General features: G+C 40.8%; 14 protein-coding genes. 3 read left to right on the top strand and 11 right to left on the bottom strand.

Annotated elements, in window-relative coordinates:
• Positions 1-30 precede the first annotated feature (30 nt).
• From ACK8HY_RS08925 to ACK8HY_RS08950, 6 genes are all read right to left on the bottom strand, one after another.
• The gene (locus tag ACK8HY_RS08925) at positions 31-462 is read right to left on the bottom strand and encodes a DUF983 domain-containing protein (RefSeq protein WP_077438382.1); all 432 of its coding nucleotides are present in this window, start codon (positions 460-462) and stop codon (positions 31-33) included.
• Between the two features lie 6 nt (positions 463-468).
• Complete coding sequence (locus ACK8HY_RS08930; RefSeq protein ID WP_077438383.1) at positions 469-732, bottom strand: hypothetical protein; 264 nt, start codon at positions 730-732, stop codon at positions 469-471.
• 27 nt (positions 733-759) lie between these two features.
• Positions 760-1,461 carry an RluA family pseudouridine synthase gene (locus ACK8HY_RS08935; RefSeq protein WP_077438384.1) on the bottom strand — a complete coding sequence of 234 codons (702 nt, stop codon included), beginning with the start codon at positions 1,459-1,461 and terminating at the stop codon, positions 760-762.
• A 195-nt stretch (positions 1,462-1,656) separates the two neighbouring features.
• Entirely contained in the window at positions 1,657-2,661 is a 1,005-nt protein-coding gene (locus tag ACK8HY_RS08940) for an MlaD family protein (protein ID WP_077438385.1), read from the bottom strand.
• Positions 2,662-2,666: 5 nt separating this feature from the next.
• Positions 2,667-3,440, bottom strand: coding sequence for an ABC transporter ATP-binding protein (locus tag ACK8HY_RS08945; RefSeq protein ID WP_077438386.1), 774 nt, complete (start codon positions 3,438-3,440; stop codon positions 2,667-2,669).
• A 6-nt stretch (positions 3,441-3,446) separates the two neighbouring features.
• Positions 3,447-4,205: an MlaE family ABC transporter permease gene (locus ACK8HY_RS08950; protein WP_077438387.1), complete on the bottom strand. Its 759-nt coding sequence runs from the start codon at positions 4,203-4,205 to the stop codon at positions 3,447-3,449.
• A 255-nt stretch (positions 4,206-4,460) separates the two neighbouring features.
• On the opposite strand from ACK8HY_RS08950, the gene ACK8HY_RS08955 reads away from it, so the two are divergent.
• From ACK8HY_RS08955 to ACK8HY_RS08965, 3 genes are all read left to right on the top strand, one after another.
• Complete coding sequence (locus tag ACK8HY_RS08955; RefSeq protein WP_077438388.1) at positions 4,461-5,972, top strand: DUF6600 domain-containing protein; 1,512 nt, start codon at positions 4,461-4,463, stop codon at positions 5,970-5,972.
• A gap of 307 nt (positions 5,973-6,279) precedes the next feature.
• Positions 6,280-7,461, top strand: coding sequence for a nicotinate phosphoribosyltransferase (pncB, locus tag ACK8HY_RS08960; protein WP_077438389.1), 1,182 nt, complete (start codon positions 6,280-6,282; stop codon positions 7,459-7,461).
• Entirely contained in the window at positions 7,454-8,155 is a 702-nt protein-coding gene (locus tag ACK8HY_RS08965) for a class I SAM-dependent methyltransferase (RefSeq protein ID WP_077438390.1), read from the top strand. Before pncB ends, ACK8HY_RS08965 begins: the two co-directional genes overlap by 8 nt.
• A 106-nt stretch (positions 8,156-8,261) precedes the next feature.
• Here the strand turns inward: ACK8HY_RS08965 and ACK8HY_RS08970 are convergent, their stop codons facing one another.
• The 5 genes from ACK8HY_RS08970 to ACK8HY_RS08990 all read right to left on the bottom strand — a co-directional run bounded on the left by ACK8HY_RS08970 (position 8,262) and on the right by ACK8HY_RS08990 (position 13,054).
• The gene (locus tag ACK8HY_RS08970; RefSeq protein WP_416133391.1) at positions 8,262-9,143 is read right to left on the bottom strand and encodes a DUF4097 family beta strand repeat-containing protein; all 882 of its coding nucleotides are present in this window, start codon (positions 9,141-9,143) and stop codon (positions 8,262-8,264) included.
• A gap of 155 nt (positions 9,144-9,298) precedes the next feature.
• Positions 9,299-10,123, bottom strand: a complete 825-nt coding sequence (locus tag ACK8HY_RS08975) for a hypothetical protein (RefSeq protein ID WP_416133392.1) — start codon at positions 10,121-10,123, stop codon at positions 9,299-9,301.
• Complete coding sequence (locus tag ACK8HY_RS08980; RefSeq protein WP_139351235.1) at positions 10,113-10,670, bottom strand: RNA polymerase sigma factor; 558 nt, start codon at positions 10,668-10,670, stop codon at positions 10,113-10,115. Before ACK8HY_RS08980 ends, ACK8HY_RS08975 begins: the two co-directional genes overlap by 11 nt.
• Positions 10,671-10,905: 235 nt before the next feature.
• The gene (locus ACK8HY_RS08985; protein WP_416133393.1) at positions 10,906-11,388 is read right to left on the bottom strand and encodes a hypothetical protein; all 483 of its coding nucleotides are present in this window, start codon (positions 11,386-11,388) and stop codon (positions 10,906-10,908) included.
• Between the two features lie 70 nt (positions 11,389-11,458).
• Positions 11,459-13,054: a SusD/RagB family nutrient-binding outer membrane lipoprotein gene (locus ACK8HY_RS08990; RefSeq protein ID WP_416133394.1), complete on the bottom strand. Its 1,596-nt coding sequence runs from the start codon at positions 13,052-13,054 to the stop codon at positions 11,459-11,461.
• Between the last annotated feature and the right edge of the window lie 11 nt (positions 13,055-13,065).

Consider the following 13,065-nt stretch of genomic DNA (forward strand, 5'->3'; position numbering starts at 1 on the left):
TTTTAAATACTTCTATAAATTAAATTATTCTCAATTCTTCTTATTTGCTCTGGCTTCCTGATCCTTTTCACCGATTTCCAACGCTAGTTCGTAGCGTGGATCATAACTTATTTTCGGTGTTAAGAAATGTAGTAAGATCAAGCGGGCATATCTAAAATTAAAGGGTGCAAAAATTAAGATGGTAATTGCCAGGCCTGCCAAATAGAACCAAGGGGACTCACTTCCGGTCAAGATGGCGATAGCAACCGAGACGGATACAATTTCAGCAACAGAAAGGGCATAACTGACATACATCGCTGCATAAAAATAGCCCGGCTCAACCTCGTATTTAACACCACAATGCGGGCATACCTCATTCATCTGCTGCTTCCTCAGGCTGTAAACCTTTCCTTCAAATACATTCCCAACATGACATTTAGGGCATTTGGAATGAATCATTGCATGAAATTTAGATGTGGGCATCAGATTTTATTTTATCTCGTTAATAAATTTTTTAGTCGGCGGATTCTTTTTACGGTATTTTTTATACCATAGATACCCCAGTCCAGCAGCTGCCAAATAGGGAATCACCAATAGAAACAAGATCCCATCATTCAAACCCCGGCCTTGCATATTGCCTTCCTTGGTAGAATTTTCAGCATTCAATGTACACATTGCGCATTGAGCGCTTGAAATAGATACCGTTGAGCAGCTTAGCGTAAATATTACGAGTAGATATTTAAACCATTTCATAGTACAAAGTTACTGAAAATTTAGTGATTAGCGTGCCAGTGCTTCAAATTTGTCCCAAAAACCATCTTGCGGCAATGAGGCTATCAATTCCATCTGTTCTTTTTTAATGGGATGTGTAAACACTAATGACCGCGAGTGCAAACAGATGCTTCCCATGGAACTTCCTCTTGGATATCCGTATTTATTATCGCCAACAATAGGACAACCCATTGCAGCGAGTTGCGCCCGAATCTGATGTGTACGGCCTGTCAACGGTTCAACCTGTAATAAATAGAATCCGTTTAATTCACCCACGATGGCATAGTCCAATTCCGCGTAGGTACCGCCCTTTACCTCCCGGGGAAAAGCTTTGGTGACTCTCGTCTGTCTATTTCGAATCAACCAGTTGATCAATTTACCCTCAGCCATACGCGGGCGTTGCCGCACAATCGCAAAATAAGTTTTTTTCACAGTTCGGTCCTGGAAGAACTTATTCATACGTTCGAGAGCTTTACTTGTTTTCGCAAAAAGAATCATACCACTCACTGGCCTATCTAAACGATGGATAACCCCCACAAACGCTTCATTAGGCTTGTTATACTTCTTTTTCAGGTAATTCTTTACCATGTCCTCTAAAGAAAGATCCCCGGTTTCGTCCACCTGCACAATATCGCCTGCTCTTTTATTAATCGCTATCAGGTGATTATCTTCAAAAATCACCTCTTTATCTGTAATTTCAGATTTATTCATTTCTTCTAAACTAAAAGCTTACTCAAACATCCGTTATTTAAATATAATCGGATTGAAATACCATATGAATTACTACCTATAAAAACCTGTTTGATTTGTTTAAATTTCAAACAGTCCTTGTCTTTAATGGCATATGCTATCAGAAAAAAAGGCTCTACGCAAGCGTAAAGCCTTTTCATATCTTCTTACTCAAATTTACTGTGCACTATCTGCTTTAAGCTCTTCTGCTTTTTTAGCGTTCTCTTTCATTTTTTTCTTAAAGAAGCCGCGTAACAAGAAGTTATGTTGCAAAGCTTCCATATTTTCATCCAACTTTTCAGTACTTGAATTCAGATTATTGATCGCTGACTTAATTTGGTTTGCTGAGGCAGGATCGTTCAATAAAACCCCTACCGCATTATCCTTGTCATTCAGTCGGCTGGAGGCATTATTCAAGTTATTGATCAATGCATTTGCAGTCTGAGAGACACCTTGCAATTGCGCTGCAGACTGGCGCAAATTCGAAAATATCGCAGTATCCGTAGTCAAATCATGAATCAACCCTTTATTGCTATTCAGCGAATTTGTTAGCGTAACCAAGTTGGCAGACGCTTTATTTGCATTATTCATTGCTGCACTGATCGACAGTAAACTCGCACGTAAGGTATTCACCATTGCCGTATCAGTCAACATTGCACCGACCATACCTTTACCATCAGCCAAACCACGTGATATCTCAACAAAGTCCGTTGTAATTTTCGCCAGGTTCTCATTATTTACCTGCAATGTCTCCATCATGGCCTCCATGTCTGCGGTTTTCGCTGATCTTAAAAAATCACCCGTTTCCACCGTAGGTGCATTCTGAGACCCTCCTGAAATAACCACAATCTTATTACCGATCAGTCCATCAGAACCCAATTTCGTAACAGCATCCTTACGGATATATTCTGCGGATTTCTCCTCAATGGTCAAAACAACTTCGACATCCTGTACGCTTTTAAAATGAATATTTTTAATAATACCCACCTTAACTCCGGAAAACCAGACATTACTCCCTACTTTCAATCCTGCAACATCAGGAAATGACGTCGTGATCTCGATGTTTTTTGTAAATTTCTTCTGTTGACTGCCCAAAATAAAAATCCCGGCCAAAAGAATCAATACGCCTAAAAAAACAAAAATGCCAACTATGATTGCTCTTTTATTTTCTGCCTTACTCATGTATATTATAGAATAAAATTATAATTATAAAACGCTCTTACCCGTGCGTCATCTGTATCAAAAATTTCCTCAAAAGACCCCTGTCTTTCAAATTTACCGTCCAATAACATCACAATACGATCACCCACTTCTTTTGCACAGGCCAAATCGTGTGTAATAATAATCGACGAAGTCTTATACCGCTCCTGAACCTCATTGATCAATCCATTGATATCTAAGCAAGTGATCGGATCCAGTCCAGCTGTAGGTTCATCATACATCATGATCTCCGGCCTAAGGATTAAGGTACGTGCAATACCAATCCGCTTCCGTTGGCCTCCGGACAGCTCAGACGGCATTTGGTTGATAGCCTGCGATAGTCCCACGCCATCCAAAACTTCTTCCACCGCATGATTGATCTCAGCTCGTGTTAGATTCCGTTTATTTCTCACCAATGGAAACTCCAGATTCTCACGAACCGTCATACTATCATAAAGCGCGCTATTTTGGAAAGAAAAACCAATTTTCAATCGTAATTCACGCAACTGACGATCATTTAAAGTGGTAACAGAATCACCCAATACATCAATTGTACCTTCGTCAGGCTTCAATAATCCCGAAATCAGCTTGATCAATACGGATTTACCTGTACCCGAACGTCCCAATACCACAAGGTTTTCCTCTTTATATAAATCCAGGTTAACCTGCCGAAGTACATGGTTATCCCCAAAAGATTTACTCACATTTCTGATTTCAATGACTGATTGAGAATGATCTATATTTAGTTTAGTCTTTTCCATATACCTCTATCCAAAGAACGACAAAATCTGAACAATAATTATCTCCTCAATAAAGACAAGAAACATCGAAGCAACTACGGCGGCATTGGCTGCCTTACCTACGCCTTCAGTACCCTTAGAGGAAAAATACCCACAATAGCAGCTGACAGCCCCAATGGTAAAGCCAAATATCACTGCACGCAATACCATAGCACCTAAATCCTTAAAGGCGATTGTTTCAAATACCTGTGTAAAAAAACTTAAAAAACTCAAATCATCTTTACTCATCATACTCAAATAACCACCCAAAAGGCCAATACCTGCCACATAAAAACATAGCACAGGAATACCGATAGTTGTAGCTAAAATTCTACTTACAATCAAATATTTATAAGGATTAGTTCCTGACACCTCCATTGCATCGATCTGCTCCGTCACATTCATAGAACTTAATTCAGCCCCAATCTGCGACCCCACTTTACCCGATGCTATCAAAGCAGTTACCAAGGGCGCTAAGGCACGAACAATCGCAATTGAAATTAACGATGGCAACATGGAGGTTGCACCAAATTCTTCCAAGGAAGGACGCGATTGTTTCGTAAAAACAAAACCAACAATAAATCCGGTTAAGCTGATCAAAGGCAAAGATTTATAGCCGATTTCATAGCACTGGCGTATAATTTCTTTGAATTCATATGGTGGAGTTACTAATTCGCGCCAAAACCGTAATAAAAAACGATGAATGTTTGCGAATTCTAGAAAAAAAGTCTGAAGTTTTTTAGCCATTTAAAAATATGTCTATGTCAAATTAATGTGTCATAAAACACCTCATATGCTCAACAAACACGTAACAATTCGAGCGGTAAAGGTAAATAAAAAATATGTATCTAAAATTGTCGTTTATGTAAAAAGATCATCAATTTGACTTTTATATAAAAAAAATCAGATTTAGTATGTACTGATTAAACCATTAATACGTTATGCTGTCATAATAACAAAGACAACAGCATAGAGTTTTGTCGTACTTAAAATATTACGAAGATGAAAAATTTAGGAAACATAAAATATTGGGTACTGGGTTTAATCAGTGTTGCTTCCTTTACAAGTTGCACAACTTCGATGGCCCAAAGAGGTGGATATGCCGGTTATAATAACTATAATAATTCTGGCATTTCATTTCAGACCTTCTATGATGAACTTTCACCCTATGGACAATGGGTCAATGATCCGAATTATGGCTATGTATGGATTCCCGATGCTGGCCCTGACTTCCAGCCTTATGCAACTAATGGTTACTGGTCCATGACAGATTACGGTAATACCTGGGTTTCCAATTACGATTGGGGCTGGGCTCCTTTCCATTATGGCCGATGGAATTACAACGATCGTTATGGCTGGGGATGGATTCCAGATTACGAATGGGGACCAGCATGGGTAAATTGGCGCCAGAGCAACGATTATTATGGTTGGGCTCCACTAGGTCCCGGCATGAGTATCAATGTGTCGGTCAATATTCCGATGAACTTCTGGACCTTTGTTTCGGTCAATCATTTCATGAACCGCAACATGGATCGCTATTATGTGAATCGCCGAAATTACCACAACATCTATAACCGAACCACGGTGATCAACAATACCACGATCATTAACAATAATTATTATGTAGGTGGCCCACGTCGATCTGACATCGAACGTCATACAGGAAGAAATGTAACGGTCAATCGTATCACTAGTGCGGACAGACCAGGATCAACACGCAGCAGCAGCAACCGGGGCAGATCCAACGAGATCAGTATGTACCGTCCAAGTGTAGACCGCAATACCCGTTCATCCGCGCGTCCGACAAACGTAGTCGATGCTTCAACACGTACACGCAATAATAATAGTTCGATATCCGATCGTAACAACCGTGTCATCTCCAATCGGGATAACATCAATACGAGATCTGGAAATCGGGAGCTATATATTGACAATAGCGGTAATGCTTCGGTAAGATCGCGTAATGATGCAAATACCAATACCGGATCCACTCGTAGTTCCAGTGAAAATAACGGCCGTACAAGAGACAATAATTCGAATTATCGAAATAATGTAGGGACAACACCTAATTCAAATAATTACGATTTTAGAACACGGTCCAGCAGAGAGTCGAATCCATCAAATAATAACAACCCTACTTCTACCGGTAGAACCAGACAAGGAAATGCTGCTGATATGAATTCATCTCGCGGTGGGCAGCCAACAACAATGCCGCAACGAAATGGAAACTACGATACAGGAAATACAAGGACACGTTCGAGTCAGCCTGTATCGCAGCCTAGTCGACCTGTGCAAAACAGAAGTTATGATACTGGTAGCGGCAGAACGCGCGCTAGCCAACCTGCAGCGCAACCTAGCCAACCAGTGCAAAACAGAAGTTACGAGAACACCCGAACAAGGTCCTCAGCTCCTTCGATAGAAAGATCGAGTTCCTCAAATCAAGGAAGTTCTTCGGTCTCAAGAAGCCGGTCGTCCGAAGGATCTAGTCGTTCAGAACGATCAAGAACACGATAACAGATCGAATTTCATCATAAAAAAACGGGGGCAGTCCACATCACTGCCCCCGTTTTTTTGACCTTATAAATTACAGTTATTCCCGCTATCTTGCATAGGCAGCTCTGGGCTCACCCTCCAGTAAATGACAGATGCTTCCATCCTTGTGGCCCCAAGTGGATTGTGTACTTTTCTTTAGCAATTCAAATAAAACACCCTTACTTCGGGCCTAATGAAACGATGAAAGTTTTATTTGTGATGAACAATCCGCACATTTTCATGTTAATTAGTAAATTTACGGCTTCAAACAAAAATCAGCGCAATAAAGATGGCTTCATTCACCTCTATATTAGATAACGACTTTTACAAATTCACGATGCAGAATGCGGTAGTTAAGCTTTTTCCTAAGGCAAAAGCACGCTACCACTTTATCAATCGGGGGCACCATAAGTTTCCGGAGGGGTTTGACATTCTTTTAAAGGAGGCTGTAAATGAAATGGCAGACCTGCGGCTAACAAAAGCTGAGAAAGCCTTCTTTGCCCGGACTTGCCCCTACATTGATCCTACCTATTTTGATTTTTTGCAAGGCTACCGTTATGATCCCGATGAAATAAAAATCACGCAGGACGGCCCTGATCTCGAGGTTGTTATTGAGGGATACTGGTATCGTACCATTCTTTGGGAGGTGCCGTTAATGTCACTGATATGTGAACTTTTCTATGAATCGCAGGGTCTGATTCGTGCATCGGATGAAGAGGTTATTGCAACAGCCAAAGATAAAATTGAAAAATATAAAAAACTGCATATTACCATTGCCGATTTTGGTACGCGTAGGCGTCACTCTTACGAAGTGCACGACTTGGTCGTCCGTACACTAAAACAATATGGTGAAAAAACTTTTATCGGAACCAGTAATGTCCACCTGGCCATGAAATATGAGACCAAACCAATCGGTACCCATGCCCACGAATGGTTTATGTTTCATGCGGCCAAATATGGCTACAAGATGGCCAACCTTTTGGGGCTGGAGCATTGGTCTGATGTTTATCGGGGTGACCTCGGAATTGCGTTATCGGACACCTATACAACGGAAGTTTTCTTCCAGCAATTCGATAAAAAGCTGACCAAATTATTTGATGGCGTACGCCACGACAGTGGTGACCCACTCGAGTTTACCGATAAGGTTATCGCACACTATAAGAAAAATGGCATAGACCCACTTTCAAAGACAATTATATTTTCCGATGGCCTTGATTATGAAAAAGTGGAAAGAATCGCAAACTATTGTGAAGGCAAAATATTACACTCTTTTGGTGTAGGAACGAACTTTACCAATGATGTGGGACTTAAACCCATGAATATTGTAATCAAAATGACTGATGCACTTCCGGAAGATGATCAATGGACTCCGGTCATCAAGCTATCGGACGAACCCATGAAACATACCGGTGACGAAGATTCCATCTATATCGCCAAAAAAGTATTAATGATTGATAATGACAATGTATAGAGACGTATATGGTGAGGCCCTGGATGATTACTTTATCCATCAGGAAGAAAAATTCCCTTTAATACTACATACAAGCTACGGGGATGAAGATGAAATGCCTGTGGATGTTTTCTTTAGAGATGCTGACGATTTTCCAGAACTGGAATTCATTGGATTATCGCTCTGTGATGGCCGGGTGTTGGATGTAGGGGCCGGTGTGGGCGGTCATAGTCTATATTTACAAGAAAAGGGATTTGAGGTTGATGCTTTGGAGATTTCACAAACGGCTTGTCACATTATGCAACAACGTGGTGTGCAACATATCATCTGCCAGGATTTCTATGAATTCAGTGGACAAAAGTATGATACACTTTTGTTTCTCATGAATGGTATAGGTATAGCTGGTGATATTGAGGGTTTTAAAATGCTTTTACAGCATAGTAAGGAGCTTCTCACGGATAAAGGACAACTCATTTTTGATTCTTCAGATATCAGTTATCTGTATAAAGATTATAACATCAAAAAGCCCAGCCACTATTTTGGAGAGATCCAGTATCAGTACGAGTACAAAGGTCAAAAGGGGAACCCTTTCAAATGGCTTTATTTGGACCAGGATAAACTGATAAAAATAGCCCATGAACTAGGCTGGGTTGTCCAGATTCTATATGAAGACGAGCATGATCAATATTTAGTTCGTATGGAACAGAAAAGATAATGTCAGCTCTCGCATCGAATTGACAGAACAAAAAAAACCTTAAATGCCCCTAGGGTATTTAAGGTTTTTCATTTTAAAAACCAGTTGGTCTATTTCAGGATCCTTCCTATTTTTGGGATCTGATATAGATATCTCCCATAGAAGTCTTCAAGATCACATCCTGGCCACCACCGTTCATTTTTCCCTTGACAGTATTTGACATGATGTAAGAATTTTTAGGTTCTTCGACAGGGTTTTCGAACTGAAATTCATCAGCAGCATAGATATTTCCCATTGAGGTCTTCATATCTACATTAGCGCCAAATTTTACTGGGAAGGCCACGTCCACCGCCCCCATTGCTGCAATGAGTGAAATAGGTCCTTTGACTGGCTGCACAAATTTGGCAATCACATCACCTTGAGCGACTTTTACACTGAGCGGTCCAGTGACATTGGTTACCTTTACATCCCCCATCGTGCTGGAAATCTCCACTTCCGCGCGGATATCCTTTACTTCGATACCACTACCATTAAAGAAACCGCCACGACCTTTTACGCTAACCGGTAGATTGTAAGGAACCCGAACATTTACAACATCCTCCAATGGCATCCCCACCACACTGACTTCCGTAACACCCGAGGTAGTTTGAATATTCATTCCCATACCTGAGTTGTCGGACAAGCCAGAACCATTTACCACGCGCAAGCCTTTCGCCCGATCATTCTCTTCCTTTTCTTCTACTTTAGCGGAAATCACAACCTCTTTTCCGTTATATCCCTCAATAGAGACGTTATCAAATTTCAACAGGAGCTTTTCGCCTAAGTTGGGGATTTTAATTTCTTTCCATACTCGGTTCTCGCTGTTTCCACCCGCACCTCGCATTGCTCTTGGCGGTTTAGGGGCCTTTGGCGGAACGACGCCTTCCGCATTTTCCGTTATTTGCGCCTGTACTGCACTGGCAAAGATCAGTGCCGTTCCCATCATTATTAATCTTATCTTTTTCATCATTATCATAGTTATTATTACCTTGCCCATTTTTTCAATGGCATTTATGGGTTCCAAAGCCCGAACTCTTTTTTTGTTTGTTGAAGTGCAGAGGTTTATTCCATTAGCTTCTCACGTCTCTGCAACTTCATTGTATAGTGATATTGTTAGTATTCTTCCTATTGCTGCAGCAGTACTGCATACGCTTGCTCTTTCACAAATTTCAAGGTAAAAGGATCTTCTACAATCGCGTTCAGCTTATCCTTCGTACTATTTTTCATTTCCGGTTCGTCTCTTTGTGCAATCATCTGCATGAGCTCAACCTGTAATGTAGGATCATTCTGCGCGACAAAAAAGTCCTGAACCTTTTGTTGCCGAACTTCCGGCGTCATTCCGTCCAGTAAGGTCTCGATCGCAGCCATACGCACATTACTACTCTCGTCCGAAACAGCGATTTTCTCTAGAGCCCGTGTCTCATCTTTTTTCAGATTTCCCTGTTTTTGGAGCGCGAGTACTGCCGCCAGACGTGTACTTGCCCTAACTGAATCCTGGAGCATTTGCATATAATCTTTTTCATGCTCTTCTTCCCTCTCTACAGCTATCTTTTGCGCAGTTCTGTTAGCTACAAGATGCGTTTTTTGCTTACTCGTCATCGTCTGTATCGACCTTATAGACTCTTTCTGTTCAGCTTCTGCTACAATTTCCCGTTGGGAAGGGCGCATAATTTCCTCCGGCTCTTTCTGCTGTACAGGGCTGGATTTCAAAACGGCCACTTTGTCCATGCGATCATCCTTTTTCTCCTGATTGAAGATCACAAAAGCTGTAGTTCCGACCAATAATGTAGCCGCCGCAATACTCGCCCATCGCCACAAAGGTTTTATCTTCTTTTCCTCTACCTGGGGAACAACCTGTGGTCTGATTTTATTCCATAAGTCCGCTGACGGTTCTTTACGGTCAAATGCATCCCGATTGGCGTTCACAAAATCCTTCAAATTATCCCGCATAATTATACCTCTCCTTCAATTGTTCGTAAATTTTCTTTTTGGCGCGATGATATTGACTACGCACCGCTACCGCTGTCATTCCCAAAGATTCAGCGACTTCGTCATGGCTCATATCTTCAAAAAGATACAGATTGATAATCATTTTGGGTATCCCTGTCAGCTGGTCAATGACCGATTCTAAATCCGTCAGCCGGCATTCTCGCCATTCTTTCTCCAATAGATCATCGTCGCCTTCATCCTGAATTTCCAGATCGTCGATCGGCGTATAATACTGCTTATTTTTCCGTAAAAGAGAAATAGCCTTATTCACCCCCATCCGTCTCAACCAGGCTTCCACACTAAGTACCGCCTGCCATTTATCCGACTTTGAGAAAAACTCTATAAAAGTTTCCTGCAAAACATCCTCACTTTCCTCCTGATTTGACAAAATCCGATAGATCGAATTAAAAATCTTCTTCGCATAGCGATGATAGAGCTGTGCAAAGCCCGACTCATTACCGGATTGGCACATCGCTAATAACTCTTTATCGCTAAGTTGGTTTTGCACGTTTACTATTTAATATCGTTAATTCTTATGTTTCTATTGTATAGTCGGATTGTTCTGGAAAATGTTGCAATTTAATTTTATTTTTTTCTAAAATAAATAACCAGCTGTTGCAGATCGCTAAAAATGAACTTTTTAATCCTTTAACCTAAAAAAAACACCCATGAAAAATTCCATGGGTGCCTGCATTAACAAATATATAGCATGAAGCTTTATGAACTCCTTAATAAGACTGCCTTTATTTTATTTTCACGTACGTTTCAATAATGGTATGTTTCACTCCTAATTCAGGCAAGTTCTCTTCCCCGTGTTGGATAAGGGTATCTCCTTTAAACTCCAGTTCAAAATCAAACTTTTTACTTTCCCAGTCGCGCAGGCTACAGTATTGCAGTCGCTCCTGATATTTTTTACCATCAAACGAATATGTTCCACCGCCTGCAATAAAATGAGGCTCCTTTCCTTTTCCCTGTTCCTTATCATGATTGAAAAACGAAAAATGATCCTCGTTGAACATTTTAAACATTTCAGTTTTTGCTGTATCGGTGAAAGCTGTCACCGTATCCTTCTCTTTGATGGTCTTCGCTTCTAAGAGTCTGTATGTTCCGCTCAGCTTGTTGTTTTTTGTAGTCTCATTTTCCGTCTTTTTCTCACCTGCATTATTGCAGGAAAAGGCGATGCAGGGCAAGGCTGCGATCAGTAAAATTTGATGTTTTAGGTTCATATTATTTTATAAAAGGTTTAAAGAGGCCAAACTACGAAAGTTCAGCCTCAAAAAAAACAAACCATTGTGATTATTTATCCCACCAGACCCGGCCTGCAAGATTATCACCGCCAGGTACTGCTGCAGCAGCAGCTTTGAAATTTTCACCGTTAATAGCCTCTTCGGTAGAAGGGTATGGAAAACGACGTGGAATAGTTCCACCAGTAGCGTTTCCAGGGTAGTTTACAGGCACCAGTTTTGGAAATCCCGTGCGTCTCCAGTTGGCCCAAGTTTCATAAAAGTCAAGCATCGTAATCGTATGCGCCCAATACTGTGTATTAATCTGCTCCAACCCCTTACTTGCGTCATAAGGATTTGCAGCAGCAAAAGACTCTGCGAGCGCATCTGGAACCGCTAATTCTGCATCATATTGATTCAAATATGTAATAGAAGCTTTCAGTCCATTTTTGTAATGCTCAGCAGCCGAACCGCCAATGCCCCACCGTTGTGCAGCTTCAGCCTTCAACAACTCTGTCTCAGCATAGGTTAGTATAAATGTGATACCATTCCGCTTTATCATCTTTGGATTTGGCGATGAATAGTCCGGAAACGTCGTAAAACTCGGATCACTGCCAATTCTATATTTAGGATCCGAACTCAAATCCTTTCCATTTGGCATTCCTTTTTGAACGGCGGCATTACTTACATAATCTGGATTCTGGGCTTTAACATCGTCTTTTAAATATAATTTAGTCACTGCTACTAAACCTAAACGAGGATCATTATTTTTCTTTAGAAAATCAATAAATGTATTTGACCACTTCACATAATAGCATTCCTGTCCCCCATCACCCAACAAGACTTGTGAATTTCTATTCTGAGTCACGCGCGAACCACTTTCATCGTGTGTGATGTATGCATTTTCGGTATTACTAGTCAATGTATTCGCTACAGCTTTCGTAGCATATTGTTTTGCTTTAGCTTCATCCACTTTTACTAGGCGCATCGCTAGACGCAACAAAAAGGAATTTCCAAAACGTTTCCATTTATCAATATTCCCTTTATAGATTACATCCCCAAAAACACGATCGCCATCTGTCTTTAAAGCGGCGACTGCTTCGTCAACTTCTTTTAGTAGATCTGTATAGATATCCTGTTGTTTATCAAACTTGGGTTTATAGATCTTTTCATAAAATCCAACACCTGCTTCTGAATAAGGTACATCGCCATAGAGATCGGTTAGCCTGGCAAAGATAACGGCACGCCAGATACGGGCTACCTGATATAAGTTATTCAGCTCCGGTTTTCCTTTGGTATTGACAATAACGTCCTGAATATTCCTTACTTGCTCAATATACGCTCCTACTGTTCCGTTCCCCCAGTAAGCAGCAGTATACCCTTCATTTAACAAATATTTATCACCTGCCCAATAACTGATTACTGTAGATAATCCCTGCATCATCGTCGCCGAATAAATCAAATTTCCGCGCCAGGTATCATAAGCAAAGTCAAAACTGCCCGTATAGAATAATTGGGATGAGGACAAAGTATAATTGGGATCCCAGGTTTCCTTACCATAAGAAATTGGATCAGTATTTATTTTTTCAAAATCTTTTGTACAGCTGCCCATCACACATAATAGACCAAGGGCAAGCGTAGATATAATCGGTTTAATCATTGCTTTCATTTCAGTTAGGT

Source organism: Sphingobacterium sp. NGMCC 1.201703 (assembly GCF_047784615.1).
GTDB lineage: Bacteria > Bacteroidota > Bacteroidia > Sphingobacteriales > Sphingobacteriaceae > Sphingobacterium.